The sequence below is a fragment of the Pseudomonas sp. 7-41 genome (genome assembly GCF_021233075.1).
In the GTDB taxonomy this organism is placed as follows: Bacteria; Pseudomonadota; Gammaproteobacteria; order Pseudomonadales; family Pseudomonadaceae; genus Aquipseudomonas; species Aquipseudomonas veronii.
The window spans coordinates 1,891,611-1,912,632 of sequence record NZ_CP089551.1; the positions used below are offsets into that span (position 1 = coordinate 1,891,611).

The following is a 21,022-nucleotide window of genomic DNA, read 5'->3' on the forward strand; positions in this document are numbered from 1 at the left end:
GGGCCACGCCCCTGGTTCAGCAGGGCGTGGCCGCGCGACAGAGGGGCGATTACTGGATCAGGCCGAACTCTTTGGCCAGCACTTTGTAGTCCGCTACCTGCTTCTTCACGTAGGTGTCCAGCTCCGGGCCGGTCATGGCGAACGGGAACAGTTCGCGCTGGTCACGCAGCTTGGCGAAGTCTTCGGAGGCCAGCAGTTTGTCGAAGGCGTCTTTCCACCAGGCGTAGTCGGCATCGCTGACTTTTGGCCCAAGGTAGAAACCGCGCACCACTGGCCAGACGATGTCGTAGCCTTGCTCTCTGGCGGTCGGAATATCCTTCATTTCCGGCTCGTCCAGGCGCGCTTCGGAGAACACCGCGAGCAAGCGCATGTCTCCACTCTGGATATGGGGCATGGAATCGGAGATGTCGGTACTGCCCACCTGGATGTGGTTACCCATCAGCGCGGTGACAATTTCACCGCCACCTTCCAGCGCCACATAGCGCAGGTCGCGCGGGTTGATCCCGGCGGCCTTGGCGATCAGCGCGGTTTGCATCCAGTCCTGGCTACCCACGGTGCCGCCGGAACCGATGACCACTTTGCTCGGATCTTTCTTCAGCGCCTGCACCAGGTCGTCGAGATTTTTGTAAGGCGAATCGCTTTTCACCGCGATGGCGCCGTAGCTGGTGCCGACCGCCGCCAGCCAACGCACGGCGCTTTCATCGAAGCGCCCGAACTTGCCCTGGGCCAGGTTCAGCAGCGAACCGCTGGACCAGGCCACCAAGGTGCCGCCGTCTGCAGGGCGCTGTGCGACCACGGCGTTGTAGGCCACTGCGCCCACGCCGCCGGGCATGTAGGTCACGCGCATCGGCTTGCTCAGCAGCTTCTGGTTGACCAGCGCGCTTTGCGCCAGTTTGCAGGTCAGGTCAAAACCACCGCCAGGGGAGGCCGGGGCGATGCATTCCGGGCGCTTGGGTTCGTCGGCGGCCAGCAGTTGGCCGGCGAACAGCATGCAGCCGGCGGCGAGGGCGAATTTACGCAATGAAAGGGTCATGGTTATCTCCATCGTTGTTGTTATGAGTGGCTATTACCAGGCACTGCTTACCAGAGCGCGACGCTGTAACTGACCAGCAGGCGTACTTCATCCGCATCACGCGCTGAATAGTTGGAACGATAGGTCGCATTGCGCAGGCGCACGGCGACATCCTTGAACGTGCCGCTTTGCACCACGTACTTGATCTCGCTGTTGCGTTCCCACTCCTTGCCGGTCTCGCCGTTCTTGAGCTTGATATGGTCACCCGACAGGTAACGGCTCATGAAACTCAGGCCGGGAATCCCCAGCTTGGCGAAGTCATAGTCGTAGCGTGCCTGCCAGGAGCGTTCCTCAGCGCCGGCAAAGTCGTTGATCTGCACGAAGTTGACCAGGTACGGGTCGCTGCCATCCACATACGGAAACGCGCTGTCGCCGGACATGTGCTGGTAGCCGGCGCTGAGCTTATGGCCATTGAGGGCATAGCTGAACAGGCCGTTGAGGGAGGTGTTGTCGATCTTGCCGCCGCGGGCGGCGCCGGTGTCGTCGCTGATCGCCAGGCGCAGATCGGTGGCGAAGGTGCCGGGGCCCATCGGGCGCGCAGCCACCAGGCCGAGGAAGTGCTGGCGGTACACGTCGTCGAGTTGGGCGAAGTGATAGCTGCCGGTGATCTTGTCGGCGAACTTGTAGTCCACGCCGCCGAAATTGAAGTGCTTGCCGGTGGCGCCGCTGAGGAAACGGCTGTTCTTGTTGTTGAGGGCGATGTCCTCGTAGTTGGTGTCGTCGCGGTCCTTGGCCTTGTCGAGACGGCCACCGGTGAACACCAGGTTCTTGAACTCTTTCGAGGTGATCAGGCCGCCGTTGAAGGTTTGCGGCAGGATGCGGCCGTCGTTGGGCTTGAGGATCGGCAGCTCGGGGATCAGCGCGCCGACTTTCAGCTCGGTGGCGGAGATCTTCACTTTGCCGGTCAGGCCCAGCTTGGAATACTCGTTGGCGGCGCGGCCATCGTCGTGGGTGGGCAGCAGGCCGGTGCCGGTGCGGTCGGGGCTGGAGTCGAGCTTGACGCCGAGCATGCCCAGCGCATCCACGCCAAAGCCGACGGTGCCATCGGTGTAGCCCGATTGCAGGTTGAGCATGAAGCCCTGGGCCCATTCGTCGCGCTTGGATTGCTGGGCGCTGGTGCCGTCGCGAAAGTCGCGGTTGAAGTACATGTTGCGGGTTTCCAGGGTCGCGCTGCTGTCTTCGAAGAAGGCGGCTTGGGCAAGCGGCGAAAAGCCGGCAAGGGTGGCGGCGCTGGCAAGGGCGGTTTGGGTCAGGCGGGAAAAACGCACAGGCGTGCAAGCCTGGGGCTGTGTCGACAGCATCGTTGAGTACTCCGTTATTGTTCTTATTTGACGAAAACGCTTCGAGGCGTTTTTCGGGCGCTACGGATCAGGCAGCTCGGCGGGCATGGCCTACCGTGGCTGGATGCTAAAGGGTGAAGCTTTCACTAACCTTTCAGTTGCCTTTCAATGTTTTCGGGCTTCACAGCCCAGGCCGCGCCTGTAAACTGCCTCGCAGAGCGTGGCGCCGACCACCCCCGAATGAGGTAGAAATCCATGCGTGTCCTCCTGGTTGAAGACCATTTGCAACTGGCCGAAAGTGTCGCCCAGGCGCTCAAGAGCACGGGTCTGACCGTCGATGTGCTGCACGACGGAGTGGCCGCGGACCTGGCCTTGGGCAGTGAGGAATACGCCGCGGCGATCCTCGATGTGGGCTTGCCGCGCATGGACGGTTTCGAGGTGTTGGCGCGCTTGCGGGCGCGTGGGAAAAATCTGCCGGTGCTGATGCTGACGGCGCGCAGTGATGTGAAAGACCGTGTGCATGGCCTGAACCTGGGCGCCGACGATTACCTGGCCAAGCCGTTCGAGCTGACGGAACTGGAGGCGCGGGTCAAGGCGCTGTTGCGGCGCAGCGTGCTCGGCGGCGAGCGCCAGCAGGCGTGCGGCGTGCTGGTCTACGACCTCGACACCCGCCGCTTCACGGTCGGCGGCGAGCTGCTGACCCTCACGTCCCGCGAGCAAGCCGTGCTTGAAGCGCTGATCGCGCGCCCGGGCCGGGTGATGAGCAAGGAGCAACTGGCCGCCCAGGTGTTCGGCCTCGATGAAGAAGCCAGCCCGGATGCGATCGAAATCTACATACACCGCCTGCGCAAGAAACTCGACGGCCAGCCCATCGCCATCGTCACCTTCCGTGGCCTCGGCTACCTGCTGGAAGCGCGCGATGCATAAGCCCAGCAGTCTGCGCTGGCGGCTGCTGTGGAACCTGGCGTTGTTGCTGGTGCTGTTGATGGTCGCCAGCGGCATGAGCGCCTACTGGAACGGCCGCGAAGCCGCCGACACCGCCTATGACCGCACCTTGCTGGCCTCTGCACGCACGATTGCCGCCGGCCTGACCGAGGTCGACGGCAGCTTGAGCGCGAATGTGCCGTATGTGGCCCTGGACACCTTTGCCTACGACAGCGCCGGGCGGATTTATTACCAGGTCAATGACATCGACCAGAAGCTGATTTCCGGTTACGAAAACCTCCCCGGCCCGCCGCCTGGCACGCCGCGCACCGATGATTACCCGGCATTGGCACGGTTTTACAACGCCACGTACCAGGGCCAGGCCGTGCGCGTGGTGAGCCTGCTCAAGGCGGTTTCCGAACCGAACATGAACGGCATGGCGGAAATCCGCGTGGCCGAGACCGATGAAGCCCGCGTCAGCATGGCCCGCAGCCTGATGGCCGACACCTTGCTGCGCCTGGGCATGCTCGCCATCGGCGCGCTATTGCTGGTGTGGTTTGCCGTGAGCGCGGCGTTGCGCCCGCTGGAGCGCTTGCGCACGGCGGTGGAAGAGCGCCAGCCCGACGATCTGCGGCCGTTGCCGCTGGTCGAGGTGCAGCTCGAGTTCGGCCCGCTGGTGCGTTCCATCAACCATTTCACCGAACGCCTGCGGGGCCAGTTCGAGCGCCAGGCACAGTTTATCGCCGATGCGGCCCACGAACTGCGCACGCCGCTGGCCGCGCTCAAGGCGCGCTTGGAACTCGGCCTGCGCGCCGAAGACCCGGCTACCTGGCGCAGCACCCTGGAAACCGCCGCGCAAGGCACCGACCGCCTGACCCATCTGGCCAATCAATTGTTGTCCTTGGCGCGCATCGAAAACGGCGCACGGGCGATTGCCGAAGGCGGGGCGCAATTGCTCGACCTCAGCCAACTGGCCCGCGAACTGGGCATGGCCATGGCGCCGTTGGCCCATGCGCGTGGGGTCGCGCTGGCGCTGGAAGCCGACGAGCCGGTGTGGCTGCGCGGCGAACCGACGCTGCTCAACGAGCTGTTGAGTAACCTGGTGGATAACGCCCTGGCGCATACGCCGCCTGGCGGCAATGTGATCCTGCGCGTGACGGCACCGGCGGTGCTGGAAGTGGAAGATGATGGCCCGGGCATTCCGCTGGACGAGCGCGACCGCGTGTTCGAACGCTTCTATCGCCGCAGTCAGCAGGGCCTGGGCTCCGGTCTGGGCCTGGCGATTGTCGGCGAAATCTGTCGCGCGCATCTGGCCCAGATCAGTCTGCATGATGGTGAACCGACGGGCTTGAAAGTGCGCGTCAGTTTTGTCGCCGGTTGATCAGTAGAACATCGACCGCGCTTCATCCAGTTCCGCACGCACGCTGTCGCTGTAAAGGTCCAGGCGCAGTTTCTTGACTGCCGGCAGGTTGGTGATCGGTACATCCGCCAGTGGATGCGCGGTGCCGCGATGGCAATACAGCACGGCGACTTGCACCAGGTCGATATAGTCGAGGCTGGCGGAGTCGCGTTCCAGGTCCAGGTATTGGCCCGGCAGCTTCACCAGCATCTCCGGGAAGTCCCAGCCACGCAGGAGTTTGTCGCCGAGCATTGGGTGGCTTTTCTCGATCATATGGTTGAGGCTGACCGGGTCAGAGAGCAACTCGTAATGGTCTTCGGCATAGGTCAGGATCGGCAGCACACCGATCTGGTGCACCAGGCCTCCGAGCGCTGCCTGGTCCGGCTTGAGCTGGCTGTGGCTGCGGCACAGCGCGTAGCTGACGCCCGCCACTTCCAGGCTGCGGCGCCAGACGTCGCGCATTTTCTGTTCGATCACTTCGGAACGGGCGTGGAAGATCTGCTCCATCACCAGGCCGATCGCCAGGTTGCTGCTGTAGTTGGTGCCCAGCCGGGTGATGGCGGTGTGCAGGTCGGTGACTTCCTGCGTCGCCCGCAACAACGGGCTGTTGACCACTTTGATCAAGCGCGCCGACAGCGCGGTGTCGCGACCGATCACTTTGCTCAAGTGGCTGATGCCGATTTCCGGGTCTTCGGCGGCCTGACGAATGCTCAGGGCCACTTCCGGTAATGTCGGCAGAACCAGGTCATCGTTGTCGATGGCCGCAATCAAAGCCTGTTGGACTTTTTCCGCCAGCTCGTTCATTCATGCTCTCTAAGGTGTTGCAAAGGGGTGCGACGATCAGTGCTGGATCTCTCGATCACGATCCAATTGGTAGGGCAGGTCAAGTAGTTGCAAACCGGGACCTTCGAGGGTGCCTAAATGCACATCACCACTCTCGGCTGCTTCGGCTTGCAGAACCGCCAGAAGTTCCACCATTTGGTCAGCTTTTGCCGCGATCACCACTTCGCCGATCGAGCTGTTGTGGCTGGGAGAAAACAGCGGCGTGCCGGGCTCGGGCAATTCAGCGGCATTCAGGCTCAGGCGGTACAGGCGACGCTTGAGTTTGCCCAGGTATTGCATGCGCGCGACGATTTCCTGGCCGGTGTAGCAGCCTTTCTTGAAACTGACGCCGCCCACGGCCTGCAGGTTGAGCATCTGCGGGATAAACAGCTCGCGGGTCTGCGGCATGACCTGGCCGATACCGGCGCGCACCTGGCCCAGCAGCCAGTCATTCAAGTCAGCCGTTTGCAACTGCGCGGCCAATTGGCTGCGCACAGCTTCGGCTTGCTCGGCGGGCGCCCAGAGTTCGACGCGACCAGGGGATACGCGGATGGCGATCAATTGTTCGCTGCGGACGACGCTGTCGGTCGCGGCCGGCAGTTCCAGGCCCAGGCTCGCCAGGGCATGATCCGCGTTCGCCAGGCCGAAACGTGCCCAGGCGGCGCTTTCGTCGGTGAGTTTGGATTTGGAGAACACCGCGTATTTCTTCAAGTCGGCCAGTTGCGGTTCCAGCAGCTCGGTGGCCATGGCCAAGAGCACGCCATCACCTTGCAGCAGGATGCGAAAGCTCGACTGCATGCGGCCTTTTTGCGTGCAGCGCGCGCCGAGGCTGGCCTGGGTGTCGCTCAGGTAGTTGAGGTTGCAGGTGAGTTGGCCCTGCAGGAACTTGGCAGCGTCGGCGCCGCGGACGGCGAGAACGCCTTCGTGGGTCAGTGGGCAGAAGAAAGCAGAGTCGGCCATGGGTCATCGCAGGTCAAAAAGTCTAGGTGCATCATAGAGGGGCGCCCGACAAATGGATAGTTTCTGTAGGGGGCGACCAAAGCCGACTGTTCCGCTGCCTTGGGGCCTGTATACTTGCAATCTATTTGAGGAGCGTTCCATGGTCGAAGATGTAGAACTCAATCGCCTCTACTGGCACAGCCGTCGCGGCATGCTTGAGCTGGACGTGTTGCTGGTGCCATTCGTCAGAGAGGTTTACTCGACCCTTAACGAGGTGGATCGCAAGTGTTACGTGCGCCTGCTGGAATGCGAAGACCAGGACATGTTCGGCTGGTTCATGGAACGCGCTGAATCGGAAGACCCGGAGCTGCAGCGCATGGTTCGGATGATCCTGGATCGTGTCCAGCCCAAGTAATCCCGCCTTCGAATGCCGCTGGCAGGCCTCGCGGCTGTTGCTGGCGGCCTATCTCCTGGCCCAGTCGTCCGCACTGGGTGCGCTGCTGCTTGTCGATTTGCCTTATTCAAGCCTTGGCCTGTTGCTGTGCCTGGCTCACGCCGCCTGGGTTATCCCGCGCCATATCCGGCTGACTCACCGTTCGTCGATTCGCGGCCTGCGCCGTGACGAAAGCGGGTGGCAGTTGTGGAGCGAAGCGCGCGGCTGGCACCGCGTGCAACTGCGTCCCGACAGCCTGGCGTTGCCGTTGATCGTGGTGCTGCGCTATCGGGTGCAGGGCGAATGGGCGGTGCGGTCGATCTGTGTGCCCAAGGATTCGCAGGCCGCCGATGTACACCGGCGCCTGCGGGTTCGCCTGAAGTTCAGTCGGCGTAGGTGGTTGGCACCAGAATAGTATCGCGGGCCTCGGGCAGCATCTGCGGGTAGTCGAGGGTGTAATGCAGGCCCCGGCTTTCCTTGCGCTCCATGGCCGAGCGGATCATTAGCTCCGCCACTTGGGCCAGGTTGCGCAATTCGATCAGGTCGCGGCTGACTTTGTAGTTGCTGTAGAACTCGTCGATCTCATCCAGCAACAGTCGCACGCGGTGTTGTGCGCGTTGCAGGCGTTTGTTGGTCCGCACGATCCCTACGTAGTCCCACATGAAGCGTCGCAGTTCGTCCCAGTTGTGGGCGATGATCACGTCTTCGTCCGAATCGGTCACCTGGCTCGCGTCCCAGCGGGGCAGGGCGGCTGGGACGGGGATCTGCGGCAGTTGTTCAAGGATGTCCGCTGCCGCCGAACGCGCATAGACGAAACATTCGAGCAGCGAGTTGCTGGCCATGCGGTTGGCGCCGTGCAGGCCGGTGAAGCTGGTTTCGCCGATCGCGTACAGGCCGGGCACGTCGGTGCGCCCGTGTTGGTCGACCATCACGCCGCCGCAGGTGTAGTGCGCGGCCGGCACCACCGGGATCGGGCCTTTGGTGATGTCGATGTTGAAGGCCAGGCAGCGCTCGTAGACCGTCGGGAAGTGAGTCTTGATGAACGCTTCGGGCTTGTGGCTGATGTCCAGGTAGACGCAGTCGATGCCCAGGCGCTTCATTTCATGGTCGATGGCGCGGGCGACGATATCGCGCGGGGCCAGTTCGGCGCGCGGGTCGAAGCGTTGCATGAAGCGCTCGCCATTCGGCAGTTTCAGGTGCGCGCCTTCGCCGCGCAGGGCTTCGGTGATCAGGAAGCTCTTGGCCAGCGGGTGATACAGGCAGGTGGGGTGGAACTGGTTGAATTCCAGGTTGGCCACCCGGCAGCCCGAGCGCCAGGCCATGGCGATGCCGTCGCCACAGGCACCGTCGGGGTTGCTGGTATAGAGGTAGACCTTGGCCGCGCCGCCCGAGGCGAGAATGGTGAAGCGCGCACCGTAGGTGTCGACTTCGCCGCTGTTGCGGTTGAGTACATAGGCGCCGAGGCAGCGCTCGCCCGACAGGCCCAGGCGTTTCTCGGTGATCAGGTCGACGGCGACCCGTTGCTCGAGCAGTTCGATGTTCGGGCGTTGGCGGGCTTGTTCGAGCAGGGTCCTGAAGATCGCGGCCCCGGTGGCGTCGGCGGCGTGGATGATGCGGCGATGGCTGTGCCCGCCTTCGCGGGTCAGGTGGAACTCGAAGCCGCCGTCATCGCTGCCGGCGTGATCGTCACGGGTAAACGGCACGCCCTGGTCGATCAGCCATTGAATGGCTTCGCGGCTATGTTCGACGGTAAAGCGCACCGCATCTTCGTGGCACAGGCCGCCGCCAGCGTTGAGGGTGTCTTCGACGTGGGACTGCACCGTGTCGGTGTCGTCCAGCACGGCGGCAACACCGCCCTGGGCCCAGAATGTCGAGCCATTGGCCAGGTCGCCTTTGCTCAGCACCGCAATGCGCAGGTGGCTGGGGAGGGTCAGCGCAAGGCTCAGGCCGGCTGCGCCGCTGCCGATCACCAGGACATCGTGTTGAAACTGTTGGCTCATTTGAAGGATTCCGCAAAAAGCGATCCACAGGGGCTGGCGCAAACAGGACGCCTGGATCGGCGAATCAAAGGGTCACACGGGCTACTAGTATATAGAGGGGGGGAGCGGCACAATAGCCGCGCATTCGTGGCAATGTGAAATTACGGTGCACGGCCAAGGTAAATGGACCGGTTATTGAAGTGGGAACTTTTTGCATAAGCCCCGACTCAATAGCAGGTTGCCCGAAAGCTGGGAAAACGTTGAGTTTATTGGCCCGTCGGGAGCATTGGACGCGTCAGGAAACCGGCGACAAGATTATTCGCGCAGCCGGCATTGCCCGCGCTGCGTTTTTCGTGTGTGCCAAATCAGTGCATGCCGGAAACTTGCTTGGAGGGGAGAACTTTTGCGGAAAGTCCGAGTCTATGTTTGCAAGCCTGATCGTTCAGTTATGCAAGCCTCCTTCAAGTACAACGAGGAGTGTTCATGCTAACCCAGGAAGAGGATCAGCAGCTGGTCGAGCGCGTTCAACGCGGCGACAAGCGAGCTTTTGATCTGCTAGTGCTGAAATACCAGCACAAAATTCTCGGGTTGATCGTGCGGTTTGTGCACGACACCCATGAAGCGCAGGACGTTGCACAGGAAGCCTTTATCAAGGCATACCGTGCGCTGGGCAATTTCCGCGGTGACAGCGCGTTTTACACGTGGCTCTACCGCATCGCCATCAACACGGCGAAGAACTATCTGGTGTCTCGCGGACGCCGCCCACCAGATAGTGATGTCAGTTCGGAAGATGCAGAATTTTACGATGGTGATCACGGCCTCAAAGATCTCGAGTCGCCGGAGCGTGCATTGCTGCGCGACGAGATCGAAGGCACCGTTCATCGCACTATTCAGCAACTGCCAGAAGATTTACGGACGGCGTTAACTTTACGTGAATTCGATGGTCTGAGTTATGAAGACATTGCGAGCGTCATGCAGTGTCCGGTGGGGACTGTAAGGTCACGGATTTTCCGGGCCCGGGAAGCCATCGATAAAGCCTTGCAACCGTTGTTGCAGGAAAACTAAAGACAGCGGCGACAGCCAAGAGAGGAACCGCCATGAGTCGTGATGCCCTGCAGGAATCGCTGTCCGCAGTGATGGATAACGAAGCGGATGAACTGGAACTTCGTCGGGTGCTCAATGCATTCGGTGATGCCGAAACCCGTGATACCTGGTCTCGTTACCAAGTCGCTCGGGCGGTGATGCACAAGGATCTTCTAATCCCTCGTCTGGATATTGCTGCGGCCGTTTCTGCTGCACTGGCTGATGAAGCCGTTCCGGCAAAAGCTGCGCGGGGGCCATGGCGTAGCCTGGGTCGCCTGGCAGTGGCCGCTTCGGTGACTGTTGCCGTTCTGGCTGGTGTTCGCCTGTACAACCAGGACGAAATCGCCGGTGCCGAACTGGCCCAGCAGACTCAGCAACCGATCATGGCTGGCCCGCAAGTCAAGGGCCCCGCCGTACTGGCAGGCTACAAGGAAAGCTCCGACACTACCGGCCCGATGGCGAACGGTGTGCTTCAAGGGCAATCCGGCTGGCAGGATCAGCGTCTTCCAGGCTACCTGCGCCAACACGCACAGGAATCGGCCTTGAAAGGCACTGAAAGCGCTCTGCCTTATGCTCGCGCGGCAAGCCTGGAAAACCGTTGAACCGTTGAGGAGCACTATGCGCGCCATACCGCTCCTTACGCTTTTGCTCAGTGGTTGGTTTGCACTCCCCGCCCACGCCGATGATGCCCAAGACTGGTTGACTCGACTTGGGCGTGCTGAGCAACAGCAAAGCTTCCAAGGTACGTTCGTCTACGAGCGTAACGGCAATTTTTCTACCCACGACATCTGGCATCGTGTCCAGGACGGTCAGGTTCGCGAGCGGCTTTTGCAGCTCGACGGTTCGGCTCAGGAAGTCGTGCGGGTAGACGGTCGGACGCAATGCGTCAGCGGCACTCTTGTCGCCGGCCTCGGCAATTCGCGTGATGCCCCTTCACGTGCGCTTGATCCGCAAAAAATCGCGCAATTCTATGAACTGGCCGTCATCGGTAAATCTCGCGTGGCCGGTCGAAATGCGGTGATTGTGTCGATCACTCCGCGTGACCAATACCGCTATGGTTTTGAGTTGCACCTGGACCGCGAAACCGCGTTGCCCCTTAAATCCCTGCTGGTGAACGATCAGGGGCAGTTGCTGGAGCGTTTCCAGTTCACGCGATTGAACACCTCGGTCACGCCGGATGATCGCGACTTGCAACCCACTGGCGATTGCACGCCTATTGCAGTGGCCACGGCTAAAGCGCCCGAGGTGCAACCTGCCCAGGACTGGCATCTGGAATGGTTGCCGCCGGGTTTCCAGTTGACCAGCAGCAATGCGCGCAAAGACACCCAGACCAAAGCGACGGTCGACAGTCGGATGTATGAAGATGGGCTGGCGCGGTTTTCGGTATTTCTTGAGCCGATCGGCGAATCCGGCGTTACCGAAACCCGTACCCAGTTGGGCCCGACGGTGGCGGTGTCGCGTCGGCTGAATACGGTGGATGGCGAAATGATGGTCACGGTAGTGGGCGAAATCCCCATGGGCACCGCCGAGCGCATCGCGCTGTCGGTGCGCGGTGAAAAAAAACCAGCCGCCAAGCCGTGAATCGTTAATCTTATGTTCATCCTGGCCTTTCACCCTACGTCCATGCGAGGTTGGCTGCCGAGCATCATGAAATGTCTGGTCCAGCATTTTCACTTGCAAAAATCCCTCATATTTTTTATAGGTCAGGGCTTGTCGGCGCTGACCATGTTTTGTTCGCGGAACGGAGATGTCGGTCACAGTTTCCGGCGTTTCCAGAACCCTGTCGCCCAACCCTGCTCGTCGTAACGGGAGCTGTATGTCGATACCACGCTTGAAGTCCTATTTATCCATAGTCGCCACATTGTTGGTGTTGGGTCAGGCCGTGCCCGCGCAAGCGGTCGAGCTGCCTGATTTCACCCAATTGGTCGAGCAGGCCTCGCCTGCCGTGGTGAACATCAGTACCACGCAAAAACTGCCCGAGCGCAAAGTCTCCGACCAGCAGATGCCGGACCTGGAAGGCCTGCCGCCGATGCTGCGCGAGTTCTTCGAGCGTGGCATGCCGCAACAACGCGCGCCCCGTGGTGGTGGCGGTGGCCAGCGTGAAGCGCAGTCCTTGGGCTCAGGCTTCATCATCTCGCCCGATGGCTACATCCTGACTAACAACCATGTGATTGCCGACGCTGACGAGATCCTCGTCCGTCTGGCTGACCGCAGCGAGTTGAAAGCCAAGCTGGTCGGCACCGACCCACGTTCCGACGTGGCGTTGCTGAAGATCGACGGCAAGGACCTGCCTGTGCTGAAACTGGGCAAGTCCCAGGACCTGAAGGCCGGGCAATGGGTCGTGGCGATCGGTTCGCCGTTTGGCTTTGACCACACCGTGACCCAAGGCATCGTCAGCGCCATCGGCCGCAGCCTGCCCAACGAAAACTACGTGCCGTTCATCCAGACCGACGTACCGATCAACCCAGGTAACTCCGGTGGCCCGCTGTTCAACCTGAACGGCGAGGTGGTCGGCATCAACTCGCAGATCTACACGCGCTCCGGTGGCTTCATGGGCGTGTCGTTCGCCATCCCGATCGACGTGGCCATGGACGTTTCCAACCAACTCAAAAGCGGCGGCAAGGTCAGCCGTGGCTGGTTGGGCGTGGTGATCCAGGAAGTGAACAAGGACCTGGCCGAGTCCTTCGGCCTCGACAAGCCGGCCGGTGCGCTGGTCGCTCAGATCCAGGACGACGGCCCGGCAGCCAAGGGCGGCCTGCAAGTCGGCGACGTGATTCTGAGCATGAACGGCCAGCCGATCGTCATGTCGGCAGACCTGCCGCATTTGGTGGGCGCGCTCAAGGCGGGCAGCAAAGCCAAGCTGGAAGTGATCCGTGAAGGCAAGCGCCAGAACGTTGAACTGACCGTCGGCGCCATTCCGGAAGAAGGCGCGACCCTTGATGCCCTCGGTAGCGCCAAGCCGGGCGCCGAGCGCAGCAGCAATCGCCTGGGTATTGCCGTGGCCGAGCTGACGGACGAGCAGAAGAAGGCCTTCGACCTGAAAAGCGGCGTGGTGATCAAGGAAGTGCAGGACGGTCCTGCCGCGTTGATCGGCCTGCAGCCAGGCGATGTGATCACTCACCTGAACAATCAGGCCATCGACAGCACCAAGCAGTTCACCGACATCGCCAAGGCGCTGCCGAAGAACCGTTCGGTCTCGATGCGCGTCCTGCGTCAGGGCCGTGCCAGCTTCATTACCTTCAAGTTGGCTGAGTAACACCGGCGCATAAAAAAGCCCCGCCTTCGTTTAACGAGGGCGGGGCTTTTTTGTGGGCGGTGGGTTTAGCCCATCATTCCTTTCACCAAGCGTTCCTGTTCGATCAGCTCACGCTGGCGTGCGTCGATACGTGACGACAGTGGGAAGTTGCTGCCGGCACGGCGCTTGGCGAAGTCCAGTTGTTGAATGGCTTGCTGGAAGTCGCCGACCAGGGCGAAGTACTCGGCGCGCGCCTGGTGCAGGCCGATGATATTGCCGGACAAGCCGCGCGTTTCGGCGACTTGGTACCACACGTCCGGATCGTCCGGGCGCGACTTGAGCAAACCGTCCAGGGCCTTTTCCGCATCGGCGGTGCGGTTCTGTTTGAGTAAAAGGTCCACTCGCACCTGGTTCAGCGGATAGTTGCCGGGGTACTGGGTGAGCATCCGGTCAGTGCGTTGCTGGGCATCCGGCAAGCGGTTGTTGGTGATGTCCAGTTCGATCTGCGCCAGGTTGTAGGTAATGTCGTTGGGCGACTTGGCCAACAGCGGGGCCAGGTTTTCCCGGGCTTCCTTGAGCTTGGTCCCCTTGATTTGGGCGATGGCCAGACCATAGCGCGCCACGTCGCTTTTCGGGTTTTCGTCCAGTTGGGCCTGGAAGCGCTTGGCGGCGAGGCCTGGCGTGTCTTCGTATTTCAGCTGCACCCGTGCGCGAATCAATTGATAACGCAGGCTGTCTTCGGTGCCGCCGAGCTTGGCCTGTTCGGCGCGGTTGCGGGTGTCGGCGATGCGCGATTCGGTCACCGGGTGAGTCAGCAGGAATTCCGGCGGCTTGGCGTCGAAGCGGTATTGACGCATCAGGCGCTCGAACATGGTCGGCATGGAGCGTGGGTCGTAACCGGCTTTCTCCAGGTTGAGGATGCCGATGCGGTCGGCCTCTTGTTCATTCTGGCGCGAGAACCGCCGTTGTTCCTGGATCGCCGCGGCCTGGGTGCCGGCAATTGCAGCAATGCCGGCGTCGCCCGCACCGGCTGCGGCGGCAATGATGCCGCCGAGCATCGCGGCCATCATCGGGATCTGCATGCGCTGTTGCGCTTCGACGCCGCGCGCGAAGTGACGCTGGGACAAGTGAGCCAGTTCGTGGGCCAGCACCGAGGCGTATTCACCTTCGGTCTGAGCGTTGAGGAACAACCCGCCGTTGACCCCGACGATACCGCCAGGTGCGGCAAAGGCGTTGAGCTGCGGGCTGTCGATCAGGATGAACTCCAGGCGGCGGTCATTGACCTGGCTGGTCTCCACCAGTTTGTACACGCTGGTTTCGACGTAATCCTTGAGCTGCGGATCGTTGAGCTGCGCCACCTGGCCGCGTAAGTAGGCAAGCCAGGCGCGACCCAGTTGGTATTCCTGTTGCGGCGAGACAATGGCTGAGCTGGCGTCGCCAAGTGACGGCAGGTCGTCGGCAAAGGCCGGGGAGGCCAGCAGGCAGGCCAGCGTCAGCAGGGTGGGGCGCAAAAAAGTCATGCACAGAGCCTTTCGACAAAGAGCTTACTGTAGCCGGACACTGAGCGTCGGACCAGATATTCTAAGCAACCTGAACGCTTGCCCGGAGTAAAACCATGACCGACGCTGTAGCCTTTGATGCCGAACTCGATGCCAGCGGCCTCAATTGCCCGTTGCCTTTGCTCAAGGCCAAACTCGAACTCAATCGATTGGCCAGCGGCGCGGTGCTCAAAGTCATCGCCACGGATGCCGGTTCCCAGCGTGATTTCCGCACCTTTGCCAGGCTGGCCGGTCATACCCTGGTGCATGAAGAAGACGCCGCCGGTGTCTACCGTTATTGGTTGCGCAAGGCCTGAAGCGTCCGCTTCCCACCACCCGAGGTTGATTGATGTTCAAAGTGTTACGAGACTGGATTCAGCGCTACTTCTCCGACGAGGAAGCCGTGGTGCTGGCGGTCCTGCTGTTCCTGGCCTTTACCGCCGTCCTCACCCTGGGTGGCATGCTCGCCCCGGTACTGGCGGGGATGGTGCTGGCCTACCTGATGCAGGGGTTGGTCACCACCCTGGAGCGTCTGCGCTTACCGGGCGCGGCGGCAGTGGGGCTGGTATTTGCTTTGTTCATGGGGCTGTTGCTGGTATTTATCGTGGTGGTCGTGCCACTGCTGTGGCACCAGTTGATCACCCTGTTCAATGAGTTGCCCGGCATGCTCGCCAAATGGCAGTCTCTATTGCTGCTGTTGCCGGAGCGCTACCCGCATCTGGTGTCGGATGAGCAGGTATTGCAAGCCATCGAAGTGGCACGCGGCGAGATCGGAAAGTTCGGGCAGTGGGCGGTGACCTTTTCCCTGTCCAGCCTGCCGTTGCTGGTCAACATCATGATCTACCTGGTGCTGGTGCCGATCCTGGTGTTTTTCTTCCTCAAGGACCGCGCGATGATCGGCCGCTGGGTAAGTGGCTATCTGCCGCGTGAGCGTGCGCTGATCACCCGGGTGGCCGAGGAGATGAACCGGCAGATCGCCAACTACATTCGCGGCAAGGTGATCGAGATCATCATCTGTGGCGGCGTGACCTACATCGCCTTTATTGCCCTGGACCTGAACTACGCGGCGCTGCTGGCATTGTTGGTGGGCATTTCAGTGGTGGTGCCGTATGTCGGCGCGGTGGTGGTGACGGTGCCGGTCACGTTGATCGCCTTGTTCCAGTGGGGCTGGAGCGACCAGTTTATCTACCTGATGGCGGTGTACGGCATCATCCAGACCCTGGACGGCAACGTACTGGTGCCGCTGCTGTTCTCGGAGGCGGTCAACCTGCATCCGGTGGCGATCATCTGCGCGGTATTGTTGTTCGGCGGGTTGTGGGGGTTCTGGGGCGTGTTCTTTGCGATCCCTCTGGCGACGCTGTTCAAGGCGGTGCTGGATGCATGGCCGCGGCAGGAACCGGTGGTGGCGCCCTTACTCTGAAGCGAGGGGAGGGCGCGTGCGCCCTCTCCCGATGATGCTCACGCGTTATGCAAAGCCTGGGCGGCCGCCAGCACGGCGTCCACATGCCCTGGCACTTTCACGCCACGCCATTCCTGGCGCAGCACGCCATCCTTGTCGATCAGGAAGGTGCTGCGATCCACGCCCAGGTATTCCTTGCCATACAGCTTCTTCAGCTTGATCACATCAAACAGCTGGCAAACCGCTTCGTCCTTGTCGCTGATCAGCTCGAACGGGAATTCCTGCTTGCCCTTGAAGTTCTCATGGGACTTCACGCTGTCGCGCGACACGCCAAACACTTCGGTGTTGGCTGCCTTGAACGCTGCGTACTGGTCACGGAAACCCTGGCCTTCGGTGGTGCAACCCGGGGTGCTGTCCTTCGGGTAGAAGTAGATCACCACTTGCTTGCCCTTGAGGGCAGCGAGGCTGAAGGTCTGGCCGCTGGTGGCCTGGGCTTCGAAATCGGCTACGGGTTTGTCGATGACTACCGCCATGGGGGCTTCCTTACATTGGGTTCTGTGGGCGCCACGGCTCGATCAATGCGTCGAGGTTCAGGGCATCGGCGAAGTCGAGGAACTGGTCGCGCAGCCAACTGATCTGCACGCCGGCCGGCAAGGTCACGGTAAACGTGGCGTTGAGCATGGTGCCGCCGGTTTGCGGTGCCTGGTAGGTGTCGCAGGTGAGGTTTTCCAGCTCGACGTTATGGTCGATGAAGAACTGGCACAACTCGTTGACGATGTCCGAGCGGTAGGCCGAACTGACATATGCCACATAAGGCAGGGCCTGCGGGCGGTTTTCCAGCGCGGCACTGCGTACCACATTGACGGTGAAGTCGTGCTTCTTGGCCAGGCCCGGCAGGCCGGTCTCCAGGCGTGCCAGGGCGTCCCAGGTGCCGGAAATCTGCAGCACCAGCGCACTGCACTCGCCATGGCGGGTGAGACGGGAGGTGACGACGGCGCAGCGGTTTTCATGGCTGGCGCGGCACAGGACGTTGGTCAGCTCCATGGGGTTGGCGCCGAGGGCACTGATAACAAGGAATTGTTCGCGAACTGTGGGGGTGGACATGCAGCCTTCCTAAAACGATGAGCGGTCGATACGGTGAGGGCTGTATCGATCAAAGCATGAAGGGTAGCGAAAAGCGTCGCCAAGGGATAGGAGGTGGCGTTTTCATTGCGTGATCGGCGGGTTTTTACCCCGTCTCGGCCCGCACTTTCGCGCAATGATGGCAATGCCCGTCGTTTAGTTGCGCCAGAACGCATCCTCAGGCGGTACTTCGCTTGTACAAGCATCTTGGCGCCAGTACCATTACGGCTCTCTTTTTCCGGCAGGAGCGGTTGCATGATTGCGGGCAGTATGGTGGCACTGGTCACACCCATGGATGCACAAGGTCGTCTCGACTGGGATAGCCTGGGCAAACTGGTGGACTTCCACCTGCAAGAGGGCACCAACGCCATTGTGGCGGTCGGCACCACAGGTGAGTCGGCCACTCTCGACGTGGAAGAACACATCCAGGTCATCGAGTTCGTGGTCAAGCGTGTCGCGGGCCGTATCGCCGTGATCGCCGGTACGGGCGCCAACTCGACGCGTGAAGCGATCGAGCTGACCAGGAACGCCAAGAAAGCCGGCGCCGACGCCTGCCTGCTGGTGACCCCGTACTACAACAAGCCGACCCAGGAAGGCCTGTACCAGCACTTCCGCACCATTGCCGAAGCGGTCGATATCCCGCAGATCCTCTATAACGTGCCAGGTCGCACCGCGTGCGACATGAAGGCCGAGACCGTGATCCGCCTGTCCACCGTGCCGAACATCATCGGCATCAAGGAAGCCACCGGCGACCTGCAGCGCGCCAAGGACATCCTGGCAGGCGTGAGCAGCGACTTCCTGGTGTATTCCGGCGACGATGCCACTGCTGTCGAGCTGATCCTGTTGGGCGGCAAGGGCAACATCTCGGTGACCGCCAACGTGGCCCCGCGTGCCATGAGCGACATGTGCGCCGCCGCCCTCGCCGGCGATGCCGTGACCGCGCGTGCGATTCACGAAAAACTGATGCCGCTCAACAAGACACTGTTTATCGAATCCAACCCTATTCCCGTGAAATGGGCGCTGTTCGAGATGGGCATGATGCCGGACGGTATCCGTCTGCCGCTCACCCGCCTCAGCGAAGCCTGTCACGAACCGCTGCGACAGGCCCTGCGCCAGTCCGGCGTCCTGGTTTAATTGAGGAAGCACTACGCATGAAGCGATTGGCCGGACTTTCCGCACTTGCCTTGATTATCTCCAGCACCAGCGGCTGCGGTTGGATCTGGGGCCCGGAAGGCTACTTCCGTGACCGCGGCAGCGATTACCTGGAAGCACAAGCAACCAAACCGATGCAACTGCCGCCGGACGTCAATGTCGCCAAGCGCCTTGACCCGTTGCTGCCGATTCCGCGCAATGTCGCCGACGACACCGCCAAGGGTGAATACGTGGTGCCGCGTCCACAACCGATCTCGGCCGTGGCGAATACCAGCGACTACAGCCTGCAGAAGAGCGGCGATTCGCGTTGGATCGTGGCACAGCGCCCACCTGCCGAAGTCTGGCCGGTGGCGGTGCAGTTCTTCCAGGACAATGGCTTCCGCATCGACGAGCAGCGCCCGCAGACCGGTGAGTTCACCACTGCGTGGCAGCAGGGCAGCGAGCTGTCCGCCAGCATGGCCAAGCGTTTGCAGTCCGGCGGTATCGCCGCTGACAGCGAAGCCCGTGTACGTGTACGCATCGAGCCTGGCGTGCAGCGCAATACCAGTGAAGTCTATGTGGTCAGCGCCGAGCGTCCTGCCGGCAGCACGTCCAACGTCGAGTTCACCAACCGCTCGGTCAACACCGGCGTCGACGCCGCACTGGTCGACGAGATGCTGGCCAGCATGAGCCGTATTTCCGAGAAGGGCGGTTCGATCTCCCTGCTCGCCGCACGCGATTACGATACCCCGAGCCGCGTCAGCCTCACCGAAGACGGCAGCGGCAACGTGGTGCTGAACCTGGGTGAAGATCTGGACCGTGCCTGGGCCAGTGTCGGTCGCGCGTTGGAACAAGGCCCTTGGCGTGTTGAAGACATCAACCGCAGCCTGGGCCTGTACTACATCAACGTGGCGGAAAAAGCCGAGAAGAAAGACGCCGAGCCAGGTTTCTTCAGCAAATTGTTCGGCAGCGCGCCGACCAAGGAAGAGATCGAAACCCGCGCCGAGCGTTATCAGATTCGTTTGAGCAAGGTTGGCGACAGCGTGCAAGTCACCGTCGAGAAGAACATCAACACCGTTGCGCCAGCTGAAACAGCGCGCAAAGTGTTGGGCGTGATTCAGGACAACCTGGGCTGATCCGATGCGTTTTGCCGTTCTCGGCAGCGGTAGCCAAGGGAACGGCACGCTGGTCGCTCAAGACGACACGTATGTGCTGGTGGATTGTGGTTTCTCGTTAAGGGAAACCGAGCGGCGCCTGCTGCGCCTGGGGGTTCACCCCTCGCAGCTGAGCGCGATTCTGGTGACCCACGAACATGCCGACCATGTGCATGGCGTGGGTTTGCTGTCTCGGCGCTACAATCTTCCGGTGTACCTGAGTCGCGGCACCTTGCGCGGGATGCGCAAACCCATTGAACCCGCAGGCTTCCTGGCCGGTGGCGAGCAGTTGCAGATCGGTGCCTTGAGCATCGATGTGATTGCCGTGGCGCATGACGCCCAGGAGCCGACGCAGTATGTATTCAGTGGCGGCGAGCGACGTTTCGGCGTACTCACCGACCTGGGCTCCTACTGCGCCAAGGTGCTGGACGGTTACCGGGATCTCGATGCATTGATGATCGAGTCCAACCACTGCCGAGACCTGTTGGCTCGCGGTCATTACCCGTACTTTCTCAAGCAACGGGTGGGCGGCGAACTCGGGCATTTGAACAACCACCAGGCGGCGTACCTGGTGTATGAGTTGGGCTGGCAAGACCTGCAACACCTGGTCCTGGCCCACCTGAGCAGCAAGAACAACCTGCCGCAGCTGGCCCGGCAATGTTTTGTCGATACCCTTGGGTGCGACCCGGACTGGCTGCAACTGGCCGATCAAGATTCAGGGCTCGACTGGCGACACATCGCCTAGCCCACCTCACTCAAAGCGGAGCCCATCATGGAAAAACGTGAAGAACTCTACCGCGGCAAAGCCAAGTCGGTATACAAGACCGACGACGCCAACCGCCTGATCCTGCTGTTTCGCAACGACACTTCGGCGTTCGACGGCAAGCGCATCGAACAACTGGATCGCAAGGGCATGGTGAACAACAAGTTCAACGCCTTCATCATGCAGAAACTCGAAGCGGCCGGCATTCCGACCCAATTTGACAAACTGCTGAGCGACAACGAGTGCCTGGTCAAGAAGCTGGACATGATCCCGGTCGAATGCGTCGTGCGTAACTACGCCGCTGGCAGCCTGGTCAAGCGCCTGGGCGTGGAGGAGGGCCTCAAGCTCAACCCTTACACGTTCGAGCTGTTCCTGAAGGACGACGCCAAGGGCGACCCGTTCATCAACGAATCCCACGTCGTGGCGTTCGGCTGGGGCACCGCCGAGCAACTGGCGCGCATGAAGGAACTGTCCCTCAAGGTCAACGACGTGCTGAGCAAGCTGTTCGACGCCGCCGGCCTCTTGCTGGTCGACTTCAAGCTTGAATTCGGCGTGTTCCACGACGGCTCCATCGTCCTGGGCGACGAATTCAGCCCGGACGGCTGCCGCCTGTGGGACAAGGACACCAAGAAGAAGATGGACAAGGACCGCTTCCGCCAAGGCCTCGGTGATGTGATCGAAGCCTACGAAGAAGTCGCCAAGCGCCTCGGCGTACCGCTGTAATCGACGCAAGCATCTGATAGCACGGA

The 21,022-nt window shown here is 61.4% G+C and carries 22 protein-coding genes; 14 read left to right on the forward strand and 8 right to left on the reverse strand.

What is annotated here, in order from left to right:
• Positions 1 to 49: 49 nt before the first annotated feature.
• Both LQ249_RS08475 and LQ249_RS08480 read right to left on the reverse strand, forming a co-directional pair.
• Positions 50 to 1,039, reverse strand: coding sequence for a Bug family tripartite tricarboxylate transporter substrate binding protein (locus tag LQ249_RS08475; protein WP_164887021.1), 990 nt, complete (start codon positions 1,037 to 1,039; stop codon positions 50 to 52).
• 41 nt (positions 1,040 to 1,080) lie between these two features.
• Positions 1,081 to 2,373: an OprD family porin gene (locus LQ249_RS08480; RefSeq protein ID WP_046384374.1), complete on the reverse strand. Its 1,293-nt coding sequence runs from the start codon at positions 2,371 to 2,373 to the stop codon at positions 1,081 to 1,083.
• 234 nt (positions 2,374 to 2,607) lie between these two features.
• On the opposite strand from LQ249_RS08480, the gene LQ249_RS08485 reads away from it, so the two are divergent.
• Positions 2,608 to 3,279 (forward strand): response regulator, encoded by a 672-nt coding sequence (locus LQ249_RS08485; RefSeq protein ID WP_017844905.1) that lies wholly within the window; start codon positions 2,608 to 2,610, stop codon positions 3,277 to 3,279.
• The gene (locus tag LQ249_RS08490; RefSeq protein ID WP_017844906.1) at positions 3,272 to 4,657 is read left to right on the forward strand and encodes a sensor histidine kinase; all 1,386 of its coding nucleotides are present in this window, start codon (positions 3,272 to 3,274) and stop codon (positions 4,655 to 4,657) included. Before LQ249_RS08485 ends, LQ249_RS08490 begins: the two co-directional genes overlap by 8 nt.
• Here LQ249_RS08490 and LQ249_RS08495 read toward each other — a convergent pair whose 3' ends face one another.
• Together LQ249_RS08495 and ygfZ are read right to left on the reverse strand one after the other, a co-directional pair.
• Positions 4,658 to 5,479, reverse strand: a complete 822-nt coding sequence (locus tag LQ249_RS08495) for an HDOD domain-containing protein (protein WP_017844907.1) — start codon at positions 5,477 to 5,479, stop codon at positions 4,658 to 4,660.
• A 36-nt stretch (positions 5,480 to 5,515) separates the two neighbouring features.
• The gene (ygfZ, locus tag LQ249_RS08500; RefSeq protein WP_108524273.1) at positions 5,516 to 6,457 is read right to left on the reverse strand and encodes a CAF17-like 4Fe-4S cluster assembly/insertion protein YgfZ; all 942 of its coding nucleotides are present in this window, start codon (positions 6,455 to 6,457) and stop codon (positions 5,516 to 5,518) included.
• Positions 6,458 to 6,596: 139 nt separating this feature from the next.
• Between ygfZ and LQ249_RS08505 the strand changes: the two genes are divergently transcribed.
• On the forward strand, positions 6,597 to 6,851 hold the full coding sequence (locus tag LQ249_RS08505; RefSeq protein ID WP_057004969.1) for an FAD assembly factor SdhE: 255 nt from the start codon (positions 6,597 to 6,599) through the stop codon (positions 6,849 to 6,851).
• Entirely contained in the window at positions 6,835 to 7,284 is a 450-nt protein-coding gene (locus tag LQ249_RS08510; protein WP_017844909.1) for a protein YgfX, read from the forward strand. Before LQ249_RS08505 ends, LQ249_RS08510 begins: the two co-directional genes overlap by 17 nt.
• On the opposite strand, the gene nadB is transcribed toward LQ249_RS08510, so the two are convergent.
• Complete coding sequence (gene nadB, locus LQ249_RS08515) at positions 7,253 to 8,869, reverse strand: L-aspartate oxidase (RefSeq protein WP_017844910.1); 1,617 nt, start codon at positions 8,867 to 8,869, stop codon at positions 7,253 to 7,255. The two genes, LQ249_RS08510 and nadB, sit on opposite strands and share 32 nt — an antisense overlap.
• A 462-nt stretch (positions 8,870 to 9,331) precedes the next feature.
• On the opposite strand from nadB, the gene rpoE reads away from it, so the two are divergent.
• From rpoE to LQ249_RS08535, 4 genes are all read left to right on the forward strand, one after another.
• The gene (gene rpoE, locus LQ249_RS08520) at positions 9,332 to 9,913 is read left to right on the forward strand and encodes an RNA polymerase sigma factor RpoE (protein WP_003172477.1); all 582 of its coding nucleotides are present in this window, start codon (positions 9,332 to 9,334) and stop codon (positions 9,911 to 9,913) included.
• Positions 9,914 to 9,945: 32 nt separating this feature from the next.
• Positions 9,946 to 10,533: a sigma-E factor negative regulatory protein gene (locus LQ249_RS08525; protein ID WP_046384370.1), complete on the forward strand. Its 588-nt coding sequence runs from the start codon at positions 9,946 to 9,948 to the stop codon at positions 10,531 to 10,533.
• Positions 10,534 to 10,549: 16 nt separating this feature from the next.
• On the forward strand, positions 10,550 to 11,512 hold the full coding sequence (locus tag LQ249_RS08530; protein WP_046384369.1) for a MucB/RseB C-terminal domain-containing protein: 963 nt from the start codon (positions 10,550 to 10,552) through the stop codon (positions 11,510 to 11,512).
• Between the two features lie 235 nt (positions 11,513 to 11,747).
• Positions 11,748 to 13,187: a DegQ family serine endoprotease gene (locus LQ249_RS08535; protein WP_108524274.1), complete on the forward strand. Its 1,440-nt coding sequence runs from the start codon at positions 11,748 to 11,750 to the stop codon at positions 13,185 to 13,187.
• Between the two features lie 65 nt (positions 13,188 to 13,252).
• Here LQ249_RS08535 and LQ249_RS08540 read toward each other — a convergent pair whose 3' ends face one another.
• Positions 13,253 to 14,686 carry a M48 family metalloprotease gene (locus LQ249_RS08540; RefSeq protein WP_057004971.1) on the reverse strand — a complete coding sequence of 478 codons (1,434 nt, stop codon included), beginning with the start codon at positions 14,684 to 14,686 and terminating at the stop codon, positions 13,253 to 13,255.
• Positions 14,687 to 14,781: 95 nt separating this feature from the next.
• Between LQ249_RS08540 and LQ249_RS08545 the strand changes: the two genes are divergently transcribed.
• Together LQ249_RS08545 and LQ249_RS08550 are read left to right on the forward strand one after the other, a co-directional pair.
• Positions 14,782 to 15,021, forward strand: a complete 240-nt coding sequence (locus LQ249_RS08545; protein ID WP_017844915.1) for a sulfurtransferase TusA family protein — start codon at positions 14,782 to 14,784, stop codon at positions 15,019 to 15,021.
• A gap of 32 nt (positions 15,022 to 15,053) precedes the next feature.
• Positions 15,054 to 16,124 (forward strand): AI-2E family transporter, encoded by a 1,071-nt coding sequence (locus tag LQ249_RS08550; RefSeq protein ID WP_017844916.1) that lies wholly within the window; start codon positions 15,054 to 15,056, stop codon positions 16,122 to 16,124.
• Positions 16,125 to 16,162: 38 nt separating this feature from the next.
• On the opposite strand, the gene LQ249_RS08555 is transcribed toward LQ249_RS08550, so the two are convergent.
• Together LQ249_RS08555 and LQ249_RS08560 are read right to left on the reverse strand one after the other, a co-directional pair.
• The gene (locus LQ249_RS08555) at positions 16,163 to 16,636 is read right to left on the reverse strand and encodes a peroxiredoxin (protein WP_046384366.1); all 474 of its coding nucleotides are present in this window, start codon (positions 16,634 to 16,636) and stop codon (positions 16,163 to 16,165) included.
• Between the two features lie 10 nt (positions 16,637 to 16,646).
• On the reverse strand, positions 16,647 to 17,207 hold the full coding sequence (locus LQ249_RS08560; protein WP_003172487.1) for a glycine cleavage system protein R: 561 nt from the start codon (positions 17,205 to 17,207) through the stop codon (positions 16,647 to 16,649).
• A 273-nt stretch (positions 17,208 to 17,480) separates the two neighbouring features.
• Here LQ249_RS08560 and dapA point away from each other — a divergent pair, with 273 nt between their 5' ends.
• Genes dapA through purC form a run of 4 tightly spaced genes read left to right on the forward strand, consistent with a single transcriptional unit; the run spans position 17,481 to position 20,996 of the window.
• The gene (gene dapA, locus LQ249_RS08565; RefSeq protein ID WP_017844918.1) at positions 17,481 to 18,359 is read left to right on the forward strand and encodes a 4-hydroxy-tetrahydrodipicolinate synthase; all 879 of its coding nucleotides are present in this window, start codon (positions 17,481 to 17,483) and stop codon (positions 18,357 to 18,359) included.
• A gap of 17 nt (positions 18,360 to 18,376) precedes the next feature.
• A complete protein-coding gene (bamC, locus tag LQ249_RS08570; protein ID WP_046384365.1) occupies positions 18,377 to 19,492 on the forward strand; it encodes an outer membrane protein assembly factor BamC in 1,116 nt (371 codons plus the stop codon).
• A 4-nt stretch (positions 19,493 to 19,496) separates the two neighbouring features.
• Positions 19,497 to 20,255, forward strand: a complete 759-nt coding sequence (locus LQ249_RS08575; protein WP_017844920.1) for an MBL fold metallo-hydrolase — start codon at positions 19,497 to 19,499, stop codon at positions 20,253 to 20,255.
• Between the two features lie 27 nt (positions 20,256 to 20,282).
• Positions 20,283 to 20,996: a phosphoribosylaminoimidazolesuccinocarboxamide synthase gene (gene purC / locus LQ249_RS08580; protein WP_057004972.1), complete on the forward strand. Its 714-nt coding sequence runs from the start codon at positions 20,283 to 20,285 to the stop codon at positions 20,994 to 20,996.
• Positions 20,997 to 21,022: the final 26 nt, after the last annotated feature.

Bases quoted from the DNA above. Each gene is read 5' to 3' on its own strand.
- LQ249_RS08480 (WP_046384374.1), bottom strand. From the start codon at position 2,373: ATGCTGTCGACACAGCCCCAGGCTTGCACGCCTGTGCGTTTTTCCCGC.
- LQ249_RS08485 (WP_017844905.1), top strand. From the start codon at position 2,608: ATGCGTGTCCTCCTGGTTGAAGACCATTTGCAACTGGCCGAAAGTGTC.
- LQ249_RS08490 (WP_017844906.1), top strand. From the start codon at position 3,272: ATGCATAAGCCCAGCAGTCTGCGCTGGCGGCTGCTGTGGAACCTGGCG.
- LQ249_RS08495 (WP_017844907.1), bottom strand. From the start codon at position 5,479: ATGAACGAGCTGGCGGAAAAAGTCCAACAGGCTTTGATTGCGGCCATC.
- ygfZ (WP_108524273.1), bottom strand. From the start codon at position 6,457: ATGGCCGACTCTGCTTTCTTCTGCCCACTGACCCACGAAGGCGTTCTC.
- LQ249_RS08505 (WP_057004969.1), top strand. From the start codon at position 6,597: ATGGTCGAAGATGTAGAACTCAATCGCCTCTACTGGCACAGCCGTCGC.
- nadB (WP_017844910.1), bottom strand. From the start codon at position 8,869: ATGAGCCAACAGTTTCAACACGATGTCCTGGTGATCGGCAGCGGCGCA.
- rpoE (WP_003172477.1), top strand. From the start codon at position 9,332: ATGCTAACCCAGGAAGAGGATCAGCAGCTGGTCGAGCGCGTTCAACGC.
- LQ249_RS08525 (WP_046384370.1), top strand. From the start codon at position 9,946: ATGAGTCGTGATGCCCTGCAGGAATCGCTGTCCGCAGTGATGGATAAC.
- LQ249_RS08530 (WP_046384369.1), top strand. From the start codon at position 10,550: ATGCGCGCCATACCGCTCCTTACGCTTTTGCTCAGTGGTTGGTTTGCA.
- LQ249_RS08535 (WP_108524274.1), top strand. From the start codon at position 11,748: ATGTCGATACCACGCTTGAAGTCCTATTTATCCATAGTCGCCACATTG.
- LQ249_RS08540 (WP_057004971.1), bottom strand. From the start codon at position 14,686: ATGACTTTTTTGCGCCCCACCCTGCTGACGCTGGCCTGCCTGCTGGCC.
- LQ249_RS08545 (WP_017844915.1), top strand. From the start codon at position 14,782: ATGACCGACGCTGTAGCCTTTGATGCCGAACTCGATGCCAGCGGCCTC.
- LQ249_RS08550 (WP_017844916.1), top strand. From the start codon at position 15,054: ATGTTCAAAGTGTTACGAGACTGGATTCAGCGCTACTTCTCCGACGAG.
- LQ249_RS08555 (WP_046384366.1), bottom strand. From the start codon at position 16,636: ATGGCGGTAGTCATCGACAAACCCGTAGCCGATTTCGAAGCCCAGGCC.
- LQ249_RS08560 (WP_003172487.1), bottom strand. From the start codon at position 17,207: ATGTCCACCCCCACAGTTCGCGAACAATTCCTTGTTATCAGTGCCCTC.
- dapA (WP_017844918.1), top strand. From the start codon at position 17,481: ATGATTGCGGGCAGTATGGTGGCACTGGTCACACCCATGGATGCACAA.
- bamC (WP_046384365.1), top strand. From the start codon at position 18,377: ATGAAGCGATTGGCCGGACTTTCCGCACTTGCCTTGATTATCTCCAGC.
- LQ249_RS08575 (WP_017844920.1), top strand. From the start codon at position 19,497: ATGCGTTTTGCCGTTCTCGGCAGCGGTAGCCAAGGGAACGGCACGCTG.
- purC (WP_057004972.1), top strand. From the start codon at position 20,283: ATGGAAAAACGTGAAGAACTCTACCGCGGCAAAGCCAAGTCGGTATAC.